At 39.3% G+C, this 19,385-nt stretch carries 13 protein-coding genes; 5 read left to right on the top strand and 8 right to left on the bottom strand.

Annotated elements, in window-relative coordinates:
* Positions 1–27: 27 nt before the first annotated feature.
* Genes O0V13_RS07845 through tsaD form a run of 5 tightly spaced genes read right to left on the bottom strand, consistent with a single transcriptional unit; the run spans position 28 to position 3,261 of the window.
* Entirely contained in the window at positions 28–465 is a 438-nt protein-coding gene (locus tag O0V13_RS07845; protein ID WP_268034424.1) for a hypothetical protein, read from the bottom strand.
* 38 nt (positions 466–503) lie between these two features.
* The gene (locus tag O0V13_RS07850; RefSeq protein WP_268034425.1) at positions 504–1,013 is read right to left on the bottom strand and encodes an HNH endonuclease; all 510 of its coding nucleotides are present in this window, start codon (positions 1,011–1,013) and stop codon (positions 504–506) included.
* Positions 1,006–1,812: an NlpC/P60 family protein gene (locus O0V13_RS07855; protein ID WP_268034426.1), complete on the bottom strand. Its 807-nt coding sequence runs from the start codon at positions 1,810–1,812 to the stop codon at positions 1,006–1,008. Before O0V13_RS07855 ends, O0V13_RS07850 begins: the two co-directional genes overlap by 8 nt.
* Complete coding sequence (smpB, locus tag O0V13_RS07860) at positions 1,775–2,245, bottom strand: SsrA-binding protein (protein WP_268034427.1); 471 nt, start codon at positions 2,243–2,245, stop codon at positions 1,775–1,777. Before smpB ends, O0V13_RS07855 begins: the two co-directional genes overlap by 38 nt.
* Before the next feature lie 2 nt (positions 2,246–2,247).
* A complete protein-coding gene (gene tsaD / locus O0V13_RS07865; RefSeq protein WP_268034428.1) occupies positions 2,248–3,261 on the bottom strand; it encodes a tRNA (adenosine(37)-N6)-threonylcarbamoyltransferase complex transferase subunit TsaD in 1,014 nt (337 codons plus the stop codon).
* Between the two features lie 77 nt (positions 3,262–3,338).
* Between tsaD and O0V13_RS07870 the strand changes: the two genes are divergently transcribed.
* The 4 genes from O0V13_RS07870 to O0V13_RS07885 are packed head-to-tail and all read left to right on the top strand — an operon-like array spanning position 3,339 to position 10,997.
* Positions 3,339–7,874 (top strand): translocation/assembly module TamB domain-containing protein, encoded by a 4,536-nt coding sequence (locus O0V13_RS07870; protein ID WP_268034429.1) that lies wholly within the window; start codon positions 3,339–3,341, stop codon positions 7,872–7,874.
* Positions 7,875–7,915: 41 nt separating this feature from the next.
* Positions 7,916–9,211 carry a cryptochrome/photolyase family protein gene (locus tag O0V13_RS07875; protein WP_268034430.1) on the top strand — a complete coding sequence of 432 codons (1,296 nt, stop codon included), beginning with the start codon at positions 7,916–7,918 and terminating at the stop codon, positions 9,209–9,211.
* Entirely contained in the window at positions 9,211–10,161 is a 951-nt protein-coding gene (locus O0V13_RS07880; protein ID WP_268034431.1) for a Smr/MutS family protein, read from the top strand. The genes O0V13_RS07875 and O0V13_RS07880 overlap by 1 nt, the downstream gene beginning before the upstream one ends.
* A 2-nt stretch (positions 10,162–10,163) precedes the next feature.
* The gene (locus O0V13_RS07885) at positions 10,164–10,997 is read left to right on the top strand and encodes a hypothetical protein (RefSeq protein ID WP_268034432.1); all 834 of its coding nucleotides are present in this window, start codon (positions 10,164–10,166) and stop codon (positions 10,995–10,997) included.
* On the opposite strand, the gene O0V13_RS07890 is transcribed toward O0V13_RS07885, so the two are convergent.
* Positions 10,998–12,143 carry a cystathionine gamma-synthase gene (locus O0V13_RS07890; protein ID WP_268034433.1) on the bottom strand — a complete coding sequence of 382 codons (1,146 nt, stop codon included), beginning with the start codon at positions 12,141–12,143 and terminating at the stop codon, positions 10,998–11,000.
* Between the two features lie 100 nt (positions 12,144–12,243).
* Here O0V13_RS07890 and O0V13_RS07895 point away from each other — a divergent pair, with 100 nt between their 5' ends.
* Entirely contained in the window at positions 12,244–12,945 is a 702-nt protein-coding gene (locus O0V13_RS07895; RefSeq protein ID WP_268034434.1) for a VTT domain-containing protein, read from the top strand.
* Between the two features lie 13 nt (positions 12,946–12,958).
* Here O0V13_RS07895 and O0V13_RS07900 read toward each other — a convergent pair whose 3' ends face one another.
* Positions 12,959–17,971, bottom strand: coding sequence for a C25 family cysteine peptidase (locus tag O0V13_RS07900; RefSeq protein ID WP_268034435.1), 5,013 nt, complete (start codon positions 17,969–17,971; stop codon positions 12,959–12,961).
* Positions 17,968–19,035 carry a PorV/PorQ family protein gene (locus O0V13_RS07905; RefSeq protein ID WP_268034436.1) on the bottom strand — a complete coding sequence of 356 codons (1,068 nt, stop codon included), beginning with the start codon at positions 19,033–19,035 and terminating at the stop codon, positions 17,968–17,970. Before O0V13_RS07905 ends, O0V13_RS07900 begins: the two co-directional genes overlap by 4 nt.
* Between the last annotated feature and the right edge of the window lie 350 nt (positions 19,036–19,385).

Below are 19,385 nucleotides of genomic sequence, written 5' to 3' on the forward strand. Positions count from 1 at the left end.
CATCAGGGTGCTTGAGCTACAAAAATTTTATTCAATTATCTTTTCGAAAGTCAGTTTACCTGCTCCAGGGGAGTCGCTGATTGGTTCCAAGACCAATTTGGAATCTGTTACTTCAACTATTTTCGCTTTTCTAATTTGACCATCGCTATTGATCGTCAAGATGTTTTCTGGACTCAATTCCAATTTTGCTTTCTTTTGAATCATTCGCTGATTTTGGAAATCAGTAAAAAGCAGAGAATCATTTTCTACGAATTGATAAATAGTATTTTCCAGTCTGTTTTTGATTTTAGCCTGCATATCTGCCAAAGCAGTGGGATTTGCACTTCTGAATTGGGGAGAATTCCTAATTCTATCAATACCATCAAAATGAACCAGTTGCCATTTTCCAAGAAGCTCCTGCATCTGAACGGGTGAACCCTGAAGGAAAAAAAACAAAATTAGAGCTGGAATATTAATCAAATTCATACCCGCTTACAGGCAATTATTTTGCCAGAAAATCAGGTCTACTGGACTACTTTGACATTCAAAAATGGAATCCATTCGTTGGCTTGCCTTTCTGCATACTGGGACAAAAAGAATGATAATGAAGGCTTGAAAGGATGTACTTTTAAGTTCATCCCTGCCTGCTCTGGAGTTTTATCACCTTTATTGACATTGCATCGATTACAGGCAGTCACCAAATTCGTCCAAGAGGTTTTGCCTCCTTTGGATCGGGGCATAACATGATCTATGGTTAAATGTCTCCTGCTACCGCAATATTGACATTCACCATTGTCCCTTCTAAAAAGATTGACTCGATTCAATAAAACCCCGCGAAAGGGGATGTTTTTATATTCATTTAATCTGATCACAGCTGGATAGGAAAATGTTCGGCTTACCGTCCTAATTTCCAGCAATTCATAGGTGGAAAGGATATTTGCTTTCTCCAATAAGGTAAGAACAATAGCTTTCTGTGCCGATACCACAGCTACCGGAGAATGATCCAAGTTCAATACCAATACTCGTTTATCCATCCTTTTTGAAAACTGATCTTGCAGTAAAAACCACTTCCTCAGACTTTTGGTTTTTTAAATTCGTTTCCCACTCATTCAAATCAGACACTTTCATCTTATTATCCATCCAAAGGACTTCTTCCATCCCCAGATAAATTCCAAAATGATCCTGATGTGAACTTTGTTGATGAAAAATAATCAAATCTCCCGGCTTGACCTGATTTATAGGAATGATTCTTCCCGGTAAATAGACTGAATTCCAAGTATATCCGGCAATTGAATAAATTAATGCAAATCCTAACTGCTCATCCAATCCAAAAATGCTTCTTCCCCCTGGCTGCCATGGTGCATTGACGTACTTTAAAGCAATATCTACTAATTGATCTCGGTCGGCTTTGATCGCATGGCTTCTCACTGACCCGGTAAAGCCAATATGGTCTTGCCAATTGAATAATTCCAAATCTGAAAAATGAAGTCTACTTCCCGGCAATAAATACACGTTTGTCCCCATATATTCTATTGCTGCTATGGGGCTGGTGACTATTTGATAGTCTTGATTGAGAAATTTCTGATAATCGAGACTATTGATCTCTTTGATAGATTTGGAAGAGATCCATCCTCCAATTCTTGAGTCCTCATTAAAAATTCGATACCAGGTTCGGTCTTCGGTGACAGCCAAAACTTGATAACATTCTCCAAAAAGTAATTGGGTCACCAAAGCCGAGTCTACAGTTGGTTTTCTATAGACTGGTAATATCGTTTGTCGGCAAATGCCGAATGCATCATTTAAGGGCCATTCGTTGGAGTTCTCTTTTGGCATCTTTTTCCTTCAGATCCTGTCTCTTATCATGGACTTTTTTTCCTCTACCCAAGGCGATTTCCATTTTGGCCATCCCTCGGTCATTAATAAATATACGAACCGGAATGATAGTTAGCCCCTTTTCTTGAGACTTAGTTTGCAGTTTCTCGAGTTCTTTTTTCCCCAAAAGCAATTTCCTATCTCTCACAGCATCATGATTATAGCTTGAAGCCATTGAATAGGGAGCAATATGCATTTGACGGACATAAAGCTCTCCGTCCAAGAAAACACAAAAGGACTCAGTTAGAGAAACTTTTCCCTCACGAATGGATTTGATCTCGGTTCCTTTTAGAACCATTCCAGCCTTATAGGTATCTATAAACTCAAACTGAAAGCTTGCTTTCTTGTTTTTGATATTGATGATTTTATCAAACTTATTGACTTTGGTAGCCATACTTAAATCTTCATTTTTGCCAAAGGAGTAACATCCATAGATGCAAATTCTCCCTCTTGGTATTTGAAATGTGCAGCCATGGCAATCATCGCTGCATTATCTGTACAGTATTCGAATTTTGGAATGTACAGGTTCCACCCTCTCTTTTTCGCTAAATCAGTCAAGGTATCGCGAAGCCCTGAGTTAGCAGAAACTCCTCCAGCAATGGCAATTTCCTTTACCCCATACTGTTTTACTGCCAATTTCAATTTGATTAAAAGCATCTCAATCAAGCTATATTGGACAGAGGCACAAAGGTCAGCAATATTCTCCTCTATATAATTCGGATTGCTATGGATTTGATCCCGAAGAAAATATAAAACCGCTGTTTTGATTCCACTGAAAGAATAATCCAAATTTGGCATTCTTGTTATGGGAAACTGAAACGCCTTTGGATTCCCTTCTTTCGCATACTTGTCAATTAAAGGCCCTCCTGGATATGGCAAACCTAATAACTTGGCAGTTTTATCAAAGGCTTCCCCTACAGCATCATCTCTAGTCTCCCCAATGACTTCCATTTCTAAAGGACTTTTCACCAAAACCAATTGCGTATGTCCCCCGCTGACAGTCAGACAAATGAAAGGAAACTTAGGCTTTGGGTCCTCAATAAAATGAGCCAAAACGTGAGCCTGCATATGGTTCACCTCGATCAAAGGAATCTGAAGAGAATAGGCCAATGATTTGGCAAAACTCACTCCAACCAATAAGGCTCCCATCAGACCGGGACCACGGGTAAAAGCAATTGCATTAAGATCCGACTTTTTCAATCCAGAGGTAGAAAGAGCCTCAAATACCACCGGAACAATATTTTCCTGATGAGCTCTTGATGCTAATTCGGGAACAACTCCCCCATATTTTTCGTGGACTGATTGTGTGGCCACAATATTATTAAGTACTTTGCCATTTAAGATAATAGAGGCAGAGGTTTCGTCACACGAGGACTCAATTGCTAGTATAGAAATATCTTTAGTATCCATTGGAAAAGAACGCGAAAGTTACGGATTTTTTACACAAAGCTTTTCGAATACTCCTTTGGGTAATCTTTAGCCTGCTATTGAGCTTCTTAAGTATTGCTTTGTTGCTTCAATTGGCATCAGTTCAAAACTGGGCCATTGATAAAGTAACCAATTATCTGAATAAAGATTCCCAATTCACCACAACAATTGGTCACATAGATCTCAACTGGTGGGATGCACTCTCTCTTACAAATTTAGAAATCAAAGATCATCACGACAGTACGATGATTGCTGCTGAAAAAGCAATGGTTGATTTTCAATTGGGTTCTTTAATACCTCCGGGCACACCTTCATTGGACAATGTAAGACTTGAAGGTGCCAAAGTTCTTTTATTGACACATAAAGGGGACTCCTCCATGAATATCAATTTATGGATATCTGAGCTTTCAGAGCTATTTGGCTCAAGTGGAGGGGCTGGAAGCTCAACATTTGGAATTGGGCAAATCGATCTTCGAAGATCTCAATTCGCCTTGGTCAATTTCAACTCCGAACCGATTACAGAAGGTTTAGACTACAACCGAATGAGGTTTAAAGATATTGCTTTAAGCGCTTCAGATTTTTCCTTAGATGGAAGTGAAATAAAAATCAATATAGGTCACCTTTCAGGGATTGAGTCGGGTTCAGGATTAAATATTAAAGAGCTAAAGACAAACTTGACCTTTGCTCCAGATTTCTTGGAGTTTGACAAATTAAACCTGATCACCAACAAAAGTCATATCAAAGACTATTTGAGATTTGAATATGCGAGCACCTCTTCATTCTCGGATTTTTTGACGAAAGTAGTGGTCATTGCAAATATGGAGGAGACGATTTTGAGTCTGGATGACTTAAGGTTTTTTGCACCCACTCTTCCCAATATCAACGATGAAATCATCCTAACAGGAGCTGTAAAAGGTCCAGTTTCGGACTTGAGATCTGAGGAGTTTTTGCTAAGAATTGGCAAGAAAACTGAAATTTTTGGAGCATTCAGATTAGATGGACTTCCAGACATTGAGGAGACCTACATCAATCTTTCGCTCCAAAACTCCACGATCGACGCTATCGATATGGCCCCTTACCTATCCGATTCTATCCAGGTAGAGGTCTTGAAATTTGGGACCATACGTTTAAACGCGGATTTCGCAGGGTATCTAAGCAGATTTGATACAAATGGAGAGTTCAACACAAGTATTGGAGAAGTAAATGGCCGAGTTAACTTTGAGCAGAAAAACGGATCTAATAAAGTCGTTTCCAATGTTACCATAAAGGAACTTGATCTAGGAAAAATCACCAACTCACCCGAAATCTTGCAAAAAGTAAGTCTCGAGGGAAATGTAAACTTAGAAGGAAAAAGCCGAGAGGATATCCTAATCGAATTAGATGCGGTAATTTCCAAAATTGGAGTCAAGGGATACGACTACAAAAACATCAAAACTGATGCAAAGTATGGACTAGACTTATTTGAAGGACACCTTGCTATCAACGACCCTAATCTAATATTAAATGGAAACGGAACCATCAATCTAAGGGATACTTCGGAAGCCATCAATATTAATGTCGTTTTGGATACAGCCAACCTCGACGTCCTTAACCTATCAGAGAAGATGAGCTTTATCTCTGGGGAGCTCCAAATGGATACCAAAGGAATCAATGTGGATGATTTGACAGGAATCATGCGCGTAAAAGATCTTGCTTTAGGTTACGATGGAAGATTTTTAGATGTAGGCGATTTTTATTTTCAATCATTATTTGCAGGTGGAACTCGTACCATGTCCCTCAATTCTGATTATTTGGTAGCTGGGGCATCTGGACATTTTGCAATTGAGCAAATGGCAAAAGATTTCCCTGTACTCTATAATCAATATTTAGCTATTCTTTTCAAGCAAGAGCAGCCTGTTGCGGATATCGAAGAATATTTCAATCAGGAATACAAAATAGACCTGAACATCAGACTATTGGACATCAATCCTATTGTCCAGTTATTTCAGCCCGATTATTATATTTCTAAAAACACTTTGCTCGAGGGAGCATTTTATCAAACTGCTGAAAATACCATTTTCAATTTTTTCACCTCTATTGACACCCTTCAGTACCAATCCAATATTGCCAGAGATGTCAATATAGATTTTAACACCTCGAAATTGATCAATAGCGAGGATATCTTGGCTTCATTTTACATCTTTTCTAAGAACCAAAATCTGGGCACATCACTGGAATTTAGCAACTTCGGCTTTGAGGCAATTTGGAATAATGACGCATTGAACTTAGACTTTGCATTGGATCAGGACTCCACACAAAGCAGCGCCCGAATTAAAGCAGAAGCACGCTTTTCACCAGATCAAACAGCCCTTTCATTTGAGCCCTCTCAATTGATTGTATTAGGTAACGAATGGAATTTTGATCCAGAAAATGAAATACTCCTTCAATCCGGAGGGATCAATTTCAACAATGTGGTGTTGCAGTCTAAAAAACAGGTGATCGATTTTGAAGGGGTCTTGGGAAATAATATAGAGGATCAACTCTATGCTACGGTTCTAAACGTCAATGCCAATATCTTAAATACCTTAACTCCACAAGAATATCAAGGCAGAATCAATGCACAACTGATCCTCTCTAATACTGATCAGTCGACCAAAAACATCCAATCCGAAATCAAGGTGGACTCTCTTCGCATTAATGAAATCCCTATTGGAAACTTACTTGCTAATGCACACCTGAACGACAGCTCACTTGTGTTGAATCTGGAAAATGAATTAAATGGTAAGAAAACAATCAATCTAGGAGGAAATCTATATTTGAAAAACCAGGTTTTTGATCTTAATGGAAATTTAAATAATGCTGAATTAGCCATTTTTGAGCCCTTTCTTTCCAATTATATTTCCAATCTCGGAGGTAAAATCACTGGTAAAATTCAACTCAAAGGAAGTTCGAGAAATCCCCAACTTTTAGGGCAGGGAGATATTAACCAAGGAAAGTTAAGAGTTAATTACCTGAATACGCCTTATGTATTGGATGGTAGCTTTATTTTCGAACCAGGAGAAATTAGTTTTGACAAATTAGTAGCAAAAGACCTAAATGGAAACACAGCCAACCTTTCTGGAGGCCTCAAATACCAAGGACTAGAGGATATTATTTTAGACATCAATGCCCGACTAAACAATTTTCAGGTTCTGAATACTTCCAAAAGGGATAACGAAACATTCTATGGTTTGGCTTTCGTGACAGGAACTCTGGACATTGTTGGATCCACTTCGAATTTGGACATCAATGCAAGAGCTACAAGTGAAGCCAATACTCGGATATATATTCCTTTGAGCAGTAACAATGATCAAGTCAGTGAAGAATACATCCACTTCATCAATATTCAGGACACAGTCAGAATTCAAGAGTTAGCCGATGAAATCAACCGGCTCAATATCGAAAATGTGAGAATGAATTTTGTCTTGGATGTGACACCAGATGCTTACACTGAAATAATCATTGATCCTCGCACAGATGAAAAAATCTCCGGAAGAGGAAGAGGGGTCTTGACTTTGGGTATAGACACTCAAGGAAACTTCTCCCTCTCCGGATCCTATGAAATCACAGAAGCAACCTATGATTTCTCATTATATAATGTTCTCAAAAAGAAATTTGATGTAGAACCGGGAGGTAGAATAACCTGGTACGGTGACCCCTATCAAGGAGTCATGAATTTGAAAGCAAAATATACCGAATCGGTATCTGTCGCACCTCTATTGGCCACAAGTACAACTCAAGACCAGCAAAGTAGTGTTGCAAATAGAAGATATCCTGTAGATGTAATCATGAATTTAAATGGAGAACTACTTTCTCCTGATATTACATTTGGATTTGATTTTTCCCAATTTCCCAACAATGGGGATATCCAGACAGCTATTTCTTCATTTCAGTCACGAATAGCGAATGACGAGCAAGAAATGAACCGACAGGTCTTCTCTGTGATTATGACTCGCTCACTATCTCCAGAAGGGCAATTTGCAGGCGTAAATACGATTTCCAGCAGCTTGGGTCAATTGATTTCTTCCCAACTCAATTCATTTATTGGACAAATGGATAAGAATTTGGAAGTGAATGTGGATCTGGCATCTTTGGATCAAAATGCTTTGGAAACATTCCAGCTGAGTGTTGCTTATACCTTCTTGGATGGGAGATTGCGGGTATCAAGAGACGGTGGGTTTACTGACAATACTGGAAATGCAGATGCTGCTTCTATCATTGGAGATTGGCAAGCCGAATACCTTTTGACAGATGACGGAGTCTATAGAATCCGAATATTCAACCGCAACAATTTCAATACATTTACCTCTCTTTCACTTTCCAAAAATGTGGCAACTTATGGGGTTTCTGTTTCTCAAAACGTCTCCTTCAATTCCTTTTCAGAACTCTTCGAAAAAATCACCAGAAAGAAACAAAAAGCTGATCCATTATATGAGGATTCAGACAATTATCTAAGGTACAACCGGGATGGAAGCGAAAACTGGAAACCAATAAATCTAGACAAGATCGAAGAAAGATTGGATTCTTTGAAACAAAACAAAGAGCAGTTTTTGTACTTAAAAGAAGAGGAAGATTAAACAATTCATACTTTTTTAAGCTTTTCTCTAAAAGCCTTTTTATGCAAAAGATTTCAATTTTCTGGTTTCGCAGGGACCTAAGATTAGATGACAATACTGGATTATATTACGCTCTTCAGCAAGAAGAAAACGTCCTCCCCCTTTTTATTTTCGACTCCAACATTCTGGATAAATTATCTAATAAAAAGGATGCACGAGTAGAATTCATCCATGATCAATTGAAAATTCTCAACAAGGAATTAGAAGAAAAAGGAAGTTCAATTCTGATTAAAATAGGTAAGCCATTTGAGGTTTATAAAGAATTATTAAAACATTACGACATTCAATCTGTCTACACTAACCGGGATTATGAACCCTATGCCAAGGAAAGAGATCTGGCTGTTGAAAAACTATTAACAGACAAAGGAGCAGATTTCTATACCTTCAAAGATCAGCTAATTTTTGAACCTGGTGAAGTCCTGAATGGATCAGGTGAATTTTACAAAGTTTTCACTCCTTACAGTCGAGTTTGGAAAGAAAAATTCCAAAGTCAGAAAATTGAACTTCTCTCCTATTTCCATTGGAAAAATCTATTTCAGACCTCTCCTTTCGAAGCACCTAGTCTCGAAGATTTAGGCTTTGAAAATTCAGACATCAAAATTCCTTCAAAGTCTTGGGAGAAAAATTTGATTACCAAATACAATCAAACCCGAGACTTTCCAGCCCAAAAAGGAACAAGCAGATTGGGAATTCATCTCCGATTTGGAACAATTTCTATCCGAAAATTAGCTCTGGAAACGGCCTCTCTTAACGATACTTTCCTAAATGAATTGATCTGGAGGGAGTTCTACATGACCATTTTGGCTTTTTGTCCCGAGGTGGTTGACAAGGCCTTCAAGCCGGCTTATGATAGAATCCCCTGGAGAAATAATGAGGAGGAATTTAAGGCTTGGTGCGAAGGAAAAACAGGCTACCCAATCGTAGATGCCGGGATGAGAGAACTCAATAAAACCGGATACATGCATAATCGTGTCAGAATGATCGTTGCTTCCTTTTTGACCAAACATCTACTAATCGATTGGAGATGGGGAGAAGCCTATTTTGCAGAAAAACTTTTGGATTTTGAACTAGCTTCAAATAATGGCGGTTGGCAATGGGCGGCAGGCACAGGAACAGATGCCCAGCCCTATTTCCGTGTATTCAATCCAGAGTCTCAAACTGAGAAATTTGATAAGGAATTGAAGTATATCAGGAAATGGCTGCCAGAATTAGGTACAAAAGATTACCCAAAACCCATCGTAGATCATAAATTTGCTAGACAAAGAGCAATTGATACGTACAAACAAGCATTGGATTAATGAATATTGGTGATAAAGTCCGTCTCCTCCACGGAAAAGAAGAAGGGATCGTCCGCAAAATTTCAAATAGTGGAAGAATTGAAGTTGAAATCGAGGACGGATTCATTATCCCAGCCATGAAGTCCGAGGCAGTGGTGATTTCAGAAGCTGAAAAAGCCCACTTCGGAACCATCAGCGAAATCGAAGAAAAAACAGAAACGCCTGTTGCCATTTCTGCCCCCAAAGATCAGGGAATCTACTTAGCTTTTGTTCCCATCAATGATCAAAACCTAAGTCTGTATATCATCAACGATAGCCGCCAGGAATATTTGATTCACGGATCTGAAGTATTTGGTTCCAATCAGCGTACACTTTTGGCCGAAACTGTAAAACCTGGAATAGCCAAAAAGTTTGATGATCGACTTCTGAAAGAAATGGATCAATGGCCAAGCTTTCTGCTTCGTTTTATCCCTATTCAAAATCGATTGGAAAAAGCCATCCCGCCTTTTGAGCGACAAATTAAAATCAAAGCAACTCAATTCTTCAAGCATTTAAGCAAAGCTCCATTTTTGAATAAATCGGCTTATTTATTCCATTTGGAAAATTCCACTCAGGAATTGGACATTAGGACTTTGAATTCAGAATTGCAAAAACTTTCTCCTAAACCAGAGGAAGCCCCTGTCAAAAAACCAGCAAGGAGCATTGATCTGCATATCGAGGAATTGGTAGAAAATCATTCGAAAATGAGCAATTCTGAGAAATTGAGAATTCAATTGGAAACTTTTGAAAGAAAACTAGACCAGGCAATTCAATCAGGAATGGACGAAATTACCTTTATCCATGGCCTGGGAAATGGCGTTCTCAGAAAAGAAATCCACAAGCGCTTGAGTCAAATGGGAAATATTAAGTACTTTCAGGATACGCAGAAAGATCAATGGGGCTATGGTGCTACATTGGTAAGAATCTCCTAATTATGCTCGTGAAAATTTCTCCGGTATTTCAGGTTTTCGAACAACAGCACGCCGAAGCAAAGGATTTGTTTTTGGTATTGGGCCGGCAGATCAAATCCAAAAAGGCGATAGAGCTTTATCAAAAACTGAATTTTCTTCAGGTCTATGGAGATTTACTTGCCAAAGTCCATTTCGAGAAAGAGGGACTTCAATTTGACTTATTTTCCCCTTTCAAAAAACTGGAGAAAAATCTCAAAAAGATCAATCATTTGAAGATTGTTGAGAAAGGTTTGAAAAAGAAAGAAACGGAGCATTCAATCACATACAATACTTACGGAGCTTACCTAGATAAGCATAAAAAAGGTCTATACAATGAAACTTTTGATATGGTCGTCGGCAGCTCACTCAAACATTGGGATGAATTTCTTGCCAAATCCCAGCAAGCTAGTAAAGGAATCAAACCTCTGATGATCAATACTGCGATCAATCAATTGATTCAAGAGGAACTGGAATTTTTCCAATTGGAGAAAAGAAAGGGAATGGACAGCAAAGCCTTCAAAGATCTTTTCGAAGGATTGAGGAAAATCATCATGCTCGAAAACCTACTACTACATCTAGGCTTCAATTCGATCTTTATTGACCAAATCCATACTGAAATGGAGGCATTGAAGGAGAACCTGAAAGTTTGGTATGCTAATCATCTAGAACTTCAATCACTGACTTTTTTCTTGAGTGACAAAGAGCAAGTAGGCAAAAAATATGTGGAATGGGTCAAAGAACTCCATGAAGAAAAGAAAAGCCTGTCTTCCAAAGTTGAAAAACAGGCTCAAAAGTTATTTCAAAAGATACTTGCTTAATTAGATTTTTGACAAAGCATTAGCCAGATCATTTTTCAGATCTTCCGCATCTTCAATCCCTACACTCAATCGGATCAAAGAGTCCACCAAACCCACTTTTTCCCGTTCTTCCTTAGGAATACTAGCATGGGTCATAGTCGCAGGATGCCCACAAAGAGACTCAACCCCTCCCAGCGATTCCGCCAAAGCAAACAACTGGAAACTCTCCATCACTTTGACAGCATCTTCCATTTTATTGCCTACCAGTGTAAATGAAATCATTCCACCGTAGTCTTTCATTTGCTTTTTGGCAATTTCATGATTCGGATGATCCTCAAAACCCGGCCAATATACATTTGCCACTTTAGGGTGGTTTTTAAGATAAGCAGCGATTGTTTTTCCATTTTGAGAATGTCTTTCCATTCGGATATGAAGGGTTTTGATCCCTCTTAATACCAAGAAACAATCTTGAGGCCCTGGAGTGGCACCGCAAGCATTTTGGATAAATACCAGTTGTTTTGCAAGCTCATCATCATTCACTATCAATGCTCCCATTACTACATCCGAGTGTCCTCCAAGGTATTTGGTCACAGAATGCATAACCAAGTCAGCACCTAAGTCCAATGGGTTTTGTAAATAAGGTGATGCAAAAGTATTGTCTACCCCAAATAGTACTTTATGCTTTTTTGAGATTTTTGAAAGAGCCTTCAAATCCACAATATTCATCATGGGATTGGTTGGTGTCTCGGCCCAGATCATCTTGGTATTTTCATTGATCTTTTCCTCTACGGCCTTGGGGTCTGCCATTGGAACAAAATGGAATTTGATTCCATATTTTTCGAAGACTTTGGTGAAAAGTCTATAGGTGCCACCATACAAATCATTCGTACTGATGATTTCATCACCCGGACCAAATAATTTGATCACAGCGTCTATGGCACCCAATCCAGATGAAAAACAAATTCCATGTTTTCCATTCTCCAGTGCAGCCAGACTATTTTGAAGAGCAGTTCTCGTTGGGTTGTGAGTTCTCGAATATTCATAGCCCAAATGATCGCCTGGTGACTTCTGCACATAAGTAGAAGTTTGATAAATGGGCGTCATAATCGCTCCAGTAGATGGATCTGGCTCCACCCCTGCATGAATTGCTTTTGTACCGAATTTCATGGAATAAATAATTGATTTGGTCTATTGTGCGGACGGAAGATTCTAGAAATAAAAACTTCCTTATACTTGCACCCCGGAACACTCCGACGAACAGCCAAATATGACAAAAAAGGGCAGCATTTTCAACTTCTTTCCTGAGTACCTTCATTTGCATCCAATAGCTTCATTAAGTTGGGTATGGGTAGCTGTGGCTCCAGCAATTGGAAGTCTTTTGGCTTTGAAAAATTATGAGTTCTTTCCCCAAATTCAGCCTCAAACCTTTATAGAACACTCAATTTTTATACTATGCGCAGCTCTTGTAATGGGGCTTGCTATTCTTCCCACCACCTTCACCGCTTTACTTTCGGGATTCGTCTTGGGCTGGATAGGATTATTCGACATTTTAGTGGCTTATACGATTGCAAACGTGATAGGATATTCTCTGGGAAAAGCCATTAATGCAGATTTTCTGGAGGTTTTGATTTTGAAATCACCAAACCTGCAATCAGAAATCAACCAAAGAAAAGGCAATTTAGGAAAGCTAATTTTCTTTATTAGAATCAGCCCTATCATTCCTTTCGCCATCTCCAATTTCCTATTTGCTTCTCTTCAAATCCCTTTGAGAAAAGTCTTGCTTTATGGAGTTCCTGGAATGCTCCCAAGAACTGTTTTAGCTTTTCTAGCGGGCATTCTGGCGAATGATTTTTTGAATGCCAGAGAAAACCTGAAAGACCCTATGCAAGTCGGATTTTTGATTTTCTCTCTGGCATTGAGTGTTTGGGGTATTTGGTATAATTGGAAAAAGGCAGGAAAGGAAAAGTGAATTTCACATCCTATTACTTCAACAAATACATTTTTCCATAGCCTTTCTTAAAGCCTTTATCTCCAGCGGTCGGCCTATGTTCCATAAACTGACCATTTTGCCTCACTAAGACCCGGTAGATGTAAACGCCATTTGCCAACTGATCACCAAACTCATCTTTCCCATCCCAGGCATATTCGGTGATGTTGTTCCCGATTTTGACAGGCCCTAACTCATTTTGCAAAATCTCCCGAACTACCTTTCCTGTAACAGTCATGATTTGAATCTTGATCTCATCAGGAACGAAGGCACCCGTCACGGTAAATACAAATCGAACGCTTGTACTAAATGGATTTGGATAAGGGTAGAAATTAGTGATTTGAGACTCATTGATCACCTCAAAAGTCACCTCATAAGGAGTTGGAGAGTCTTCATTTTGAACTCTCAAGGTATAAATCCCATCTTCCAAAGGTCCCGGTTGGAAAGAAACTCTGAAATCTGATTCATCTGAAGCAGGAGTCCAATTCAATTTCGGATCAGAGAAATTCACTCGAGCAAATTCACAGCTCTCGCAGTTTTGTTTCAAGAACAATTCCAATCCCAAAGTATCTGTTTTATATCGGAGCGATTGGTCATTTTTCAGCAAGGCATTGATCAAGACATTTGGAGAAACGATATCTCCATCCATGATATACACCCCATCAAAATTCACATCCAGCAAAGCCTGCGAATCATCTCCTTGAACAACGAAATAAGACTCCAATTCCAACTGGTTATTTCGGAAAGTCTGCTCCACCTGAATCCTCGGATTAGCAAAAATCTCAATGGTATACTCCCCAATATTATCTAATGAATTGAAAACTATCGTGTCTTTAAGACTTTCTCCACTTTTCAGCGCAGCAAATTTCTTGGTAAAGTTCTTTACTTGTTTACTAGTGACATTAGTAATCTTCCAATCCACTTGAATAGAATCCAAAAAGTCTATGGTAGAAATATTGACAAATTCGTATGCTAAACTTCCTTCCTCTCCTTCAATCAAAGAAACTTGCTCTTTCGAAGAGTTCAAAACCAAAGCACCTTCAGGCACCCCTGAATAATTCACTTGCCATCTTTCCAAATCCGCAGGAGCAGTAGAATTCTCGTCATTCATTGCATAGCGCAATCTTAAATATGGATAAGTCTCAGAACTGACAAATGACAGATCGATCTGCTCGGAACTTTCATTTGCTAAAAGCACATCCTCCTGACCATTTTCACGAACTCCAATTAGGTCAAAATAAGTGTTTCCGGCTTCTTCAATCCATGGCTTGTCATTGACAGTTTGAAAGAATCGTTCCCAGTTACTTGCAGGACCTATTCGAGGAGTCAGGATTAGGCCATTGGTGATATATCCGTCCAGCTGAGTATCAAAAGAAAGGGTTTGTTGATTCTCCGGCACTTCCAAATCCGAATTACCTACAATCTCCAATGCATCACCCGGTTTCATCCCTTTTTGACCATAGAGGATATACGGATCGCCTGTTTTCAGTGCACGCAGGGTTACCTCACTGGCTCCAAACTCTTTCAAATATTGATAGGCCGTTTCTGGCCAACTATCGAAATTCACATTTCCCACAGAGAAAATAACCACGAAATCACCTTCCTCAACCCCCTCGGTATAATCCCTCAACATGGTATTTGCAGGATTGATTATCCAAGAGTTCTGGATACTTTGAATTAGCTGAGGAGAAACACCACAAGATCGTGAATCCAAAATATCAAAGCCAGGAACCGGAACTGGCAAATACGGCTGCAAAGTCTTTTGCTGGAAAGTCACCAAACCCAAAGACCCATTCGGACAAAGCCTACTATTGGCATTGTTCACATTATCTATGATGTATGGAATCTGATTGATGTAGAATTGGGTATTTCTGAAACTCAAAGTATCCACTGATGCTCCCACAGTAAAAACCTCCACATCCAAATGGGTTTTCTCATACTCAAAAACTCTCTTGGTATCATTTGGGATCAGATTTCCCAATTGGTTTTTTTCCAATTGTTGAAAAGTTCTCTGGGTCCAACCTTCAGGCCCATTCGGGATATAGGAAAAGCTTGAATTAGTCCAAGCATCTGATTCGCCTGCTAAAGGCTCCTGATATTTAGACCTCCAGAAATAGGTGACAGAATCCGATCCTGACAACAAATCAACTTCCCAGCGGACTAGACCTTTGGAGGTAATTCTCATTTCCTTTCTAAAAGCCGAATTGAATTTCGAAGTTGTATCCAATTGGACTATAATCGCTCTTTCTTGAGCTAATTTACCTGGGATTTGAGCGATCAGTTCTACTTTTCGATTATCTACGATTCCAAAATCTAAAGGAGATAGATTTAAGGTCCCACTCAAAGGAATAAACTCCCGAAGGATCAATTGATTATTGGAATAGGACATTTCTTCCAATTCTCGACCTGGATTGATATCCACATAAAATGTATTGTCACCAGCTGAATTTAAACCTGTGTTTGGGATGGTAAACTCCAAACTGTCCAATCTATTGATAGAAGCAATTCTAACTTCAGGATAAGATATTTCTTCTCCAGATGGTAAAACTCTCCTCACCGAATAAGATAGAGAATCAGAATCCGTAATCCCGATATTATGGAGAACAAAACTCAATTTTAATGAATCAGATAGTGCTGAAATAGGTACATCGTCGAAGCTTGTAATTTCAGCTTCTTCCTCCTGCACATAATAATCAGCCTTATCAGCAGGGAACATCCTTAAGGCTGGATCCCCCAGTAAGATCATTTGCTCCATATGGGAAAAACTCAATGGACTAGTCCCATATTGTTGGATCATATCTTTCTCAGCAATCATTTTAACCTCTCCAACAGAGCGGTATATCATACTGCTATCCGCAAAGGCCGTATTATAAAATGAATCAGAATACCTTCGTAAATAGATATCTACCCCAATAGCTGAATTTGCCAGAATATTGGAAGCACCCTTTTCGGGAGTGATCACCCAATCTTCACCTTGGGTGTAAGCTGTTCCAAAAGCCTCTCCATAGTCACAACCATTGAAGAGCATCACCGGATACTTTCCTTTGTTTTGGTAATTGATGGTTGGGTCAGAGGCAAATCCAATATCAATATCCAAGATCGTAGGGGATCCATGACCAAAAAATGTCACCAAAGAACGACCTTCATTCAAGTCACCTGAAATATCAATCACTTCAATCACGGAATTGGAGCGCTTTCGATAAGTAGTCACATTCCCTCCCAAATAAGGCCCTTCTGCTATATCTTTGAAGCCATTGAGGAAACCAAAAAAGCGGTTCAATTCCAATTCAGAATTCCCTCCACTCAAATGTAATAATTCCTTTTGCCAAGGGTCGGATAATCCGAGAGCATCCTTTTCTACAGCTTTCAGGAAATAATCTTCCAGCTGTTGGGAGTTTTTCGCTGGAATCCTTCCAACGGCCATAGCCGGGAAATCAGGAGTTTCCGGATCCAGATTAAGTACAAACTGGTTGTCAGAAAACGGATATCCGCCTACCGGAACCAAATCATGAATGTTGAAAATGGAAGGGTTGTTTCTGTAGAAATAATTCACTCCACCTGATCTTGCTGTAGCATAAATAGCCAATCCGCGACCTGCCAAAAGCATATGTGTTGGATGGTGAACAGGATAATAGGTCCTTAAAAATTCATAAAGAGCAGTCGGTGATCTTTCGCCGTACCCAAACTGATCATAGATATCTTCCATGATCAAAGTAAGGGTATCAAATCCTCCTCCTACTGAAGAAGCACGATGCTCTGCATAGGATTTTAATGGGTTTTCAAATTGTGCGGAAGGTAATTCCAAAGCTTTGCTCCCGACCAAAATAAAATCGGCTGCCTGAGAAAGATAGTCTCGGAATCTTACGCTTTTAATTTCAGAAACCTGGATGATTGAGTTTTCATTTTCAACAAACACTTTACTTTCTCCAGCAGAAACTGATGCCAAAAATGCCAGATTGCCTCCACTTTGATCCAATTGGACTTGAATAGGGTTTCGGTAATCGGAAATTTCCAATGCGGTATATTCTCCAGAGATATTTCCAAGACTCAAGCGCTGATTTCCTGCAGGAACGATAAATAATTCAGAATCAAAGTCTCCATTTGCTTTAGCCTTTTGATAGTGGATTTTCGCATAAGTCACAGAAACATTATCGGCACTTTCTGTCCCATTGGGATTGATGCCAATAATGATACTTCCATCAGAATTGAAATCCGTCGAAGAAATTGGAATTCGGATTTGATCACTGTCGAAAAGGGAAAAAGTAGAAACGTAAATCTGCCTCAAGCTGGAACTATTAGCTCCGGCCAAAACTCTGACCCGATGCTGATTATAAGATCTACCAGTCAATCCTATTTCCAAATAAGCATCTCCTCCATCCGCAGGAGTTCCCAAATTTTCAAAAAGCAGCTGGCGTGTTGCACCTTTGGAAACAATCGAGCTCATCCATCCCTGACCTGTATCATAATTGGAGGTTCGAAATCCAAGTGTATAATAAATCCCCAACGAATATTGCTCGCTAAATACCTTCAATTCTTCGGATTGGTAGGATTGAATTTGAGCGAGGTTTCCTGCAGGAGCATTTCTCATAGCCATCCTTTTTCCAGGACTACTCGACACAGTCAGAAAGAAAGCCGTTGAATCAGAATGGGTATTAAAGTATGGATTGGGAAGCGGACGAATATCCTGGTACAATAAAGAGTCAAGTGTCCCATCATTTCGCAGGCCGTAGAAATCAATAAAATCTCCAGAATCAAAACTTCCGTCTTGTTCTCCTTCGACATGTATAGCCACTTCTTCTCCTCGATGGAATAAACGGAAATTGCGTGGATCAATAGAATTTGTATTCAATCCAGCGCTTTGCAAAGCTTCTGGACTGACTCTGTGAATTCCATCAGATGCAGTGGGAATTTTATAGTAAACCTGATCGTAAGAATACCAAGGACTCTGCTGGGCAAAAATTCCTGCAGAGGATAAAAGAAGGATTATGAGTAAAGCTGCTTTTCTCATTTTGTCCAACCTTTAAATTTTCTAAAATCTTCTTCCAATTTTTCTACAGAAACTTTTACTGAAAAAATATGAGAATAAGGGGTATCTGACACGTTTCCTATGTCAGACAGTGCATAATCAATCTGAAACTTCTCATTGATGAAAATCCCCAATCCGGCACTTGGCATCATATTTAGCGACTCCTTTCCTTGGAAATCTTTGATGTATTGGAAATTGCTCATTCCTCCACGAAGGAAAGCTGTCTTTTTGAATCCCAGTTCTAAACCGAATTTGGGATCCACGCTAAGGGTGGAAGTTGAAATCAGGGTATTTCTTTCTCCATCAAAGGTCATATCTAGATCCAAAGCCGTCAAAAGACTAAAATTATCCCCCAGTCCAAAACTATAAGTCACGCTACTGATTGCCCGAGGAAGTGTGATTTCAACTGAGTTAACGGGAATTTCATTATTGGTTTGGGAATAGATATCTCTTACCAATTCTGCATTGTGGGCCCAAGCATTAAAAGTGGTGGTAATATCTCGGAGCATTAAGCCAACTGTTAGTTTTTCTTTTACATACATTCCTCCAAGATCTAATCCAAAGCCCCAGGCCGAAGCAAACTTGCCGACATTCCTATGGATAACCTTTGCATTGGCCCCAACTTTAAAATGATCTGAAATGTCCCTTGCATAAGTCAAAAGCAAAGCATAATCAGCAGCATTGAAAAACTGGATATTGTTATAATTCAAAGCTCCATTGGCATCATAAAGAAATCTGGTATCCGGTATGTCATCAACTCCAAATCGAATCAAGGAAACCGCGATTTGGCTTTCTCCTTTTAAAGGAGTGGTAAAAGCTAAATAATCGTATTGGGCGATTCCGGCGAAGTACTCGGCATGCATCAGCATTCCTTCGTATTTATGTTGCACGCCCATCAAGCCTGCCGGATTCCAATAGGCCGATGTGACGTCGCGGGCAGCGGACACCTGAGCGCCTCCCATTCCTAAAGCTCTTGCACCTACCCCAATACTTAAAAATTCATTGGAGTATTTTGGAGTCAGATCCTGACTTTGCGCATTTTTCACCTGACAGAAAAAAGTCAGGAATAGACAGCAAAAAAATATTTGGTAGCAAGAATGGGCTTTCACAAGTCCAAAATAACCAATTTCTTTTTACCTGTGGAAACAGGGAAAAATTAAACTGACATTTACTCAAACATGTACGCCATCGGACACAATTATGTACGCATTTTTAACATTAATTTAAAATTGAAACTGTAACATTTATTTTTTCAAATTTTTCTGAAACAAATTCCATTTTCAACAAACCCCTCCTATCGTCTTAAAACTGACAATTTTCAGAATTATACTATACCTAGCTCATATTTATCGCAAGGAATTAGGTTATACAAGGTAGCTTGGAAAAGATTGGTATC

The sequence above is a fragment of the Algoriphagus sp. PAP.12 genome, assembly GCF_026652115.1.
Taxonomy (GTDB): domain Bacteria; phylum Bacteroidota; class Bacteroidia; order Cytophagales; family Cyclobacteriaceae; genus Algoriphagus.

Coding starts and splice junctions, on each gene's coding strand:
- O0V13_RS07880 (WP_268034431.1), top strand. CDS start 9,211: ATGAATATTGGTGATAAAGTCCGTCTCCTCCACGGAAAAGAAGAAGGG.
- tsaD (WP_268034428.1), bottom strand. CDS start 3,261: ATGGATACTAAAGATATTTCTATACTAGCAATTGAGTCCTCGTGTGAC.
- O0V13_RS07875 (WP_268034430.1), top strand. CDS start 7,916: ATGCAAAAGATTTCAATTTTCTGGTTTCGCAGGGACCTAAGATTAGAT.
- O0V13_RS07895 (WP_268034434.1), top strand. CDS start 12,244: ATGACAAAAAAGGGCAGCATTTTCAACTTCTTTCCTGAGTACCTTCAT.
- O0V13_RS07885 (WP_268034432.1), top strand. CDS start 10,164: ATGCTCGTGAAAATTTCTCCGGTATTTCAGGTTTTCGAACAACAGCAC.
- O0V13_RS07890 (WP_268034433.1), bottom strand. CDS start 12,143: ATGAAATTCGGTACAAAAGCAATTCATGCAGGGGTGGAGCCAGATCCA.
- O0V13_RS07850 (WP_268034425.1), bottom strand. CDS start 1,013: ATGGATAAACGAGTATTGGTATTGAACTTGGATCATTCTCCGGTAGCT.
- smpB (WP_268034427.1), bottom strand. CDS start 2,245: ATGGCTACCAAAGTCAATAAGTTTGATAAAATCATCAATATCAAAAAC.
- O0V13_RS07900 (WP_268034435.1), bottom strand. CDS start 17,971: ATGAGAAAAGCAGCTTTACTCATAATCCTTCTTTTATCCTCTGCAGGA.
- O0V13_RS07845 (WP_268034424.1), bottom strand. CDS start 465: ATGAATTTGATTAATATTCCAGCTCTAATTTTGTTTTTTTTCCTTCAG.
- O0V13_RS07855 (WP_268034426.1), bottom strand. CDS start 1,812: ATGCCAAAAGAGAACTCCAACGAATGGCCCTTAAATGATGCATTCGGC.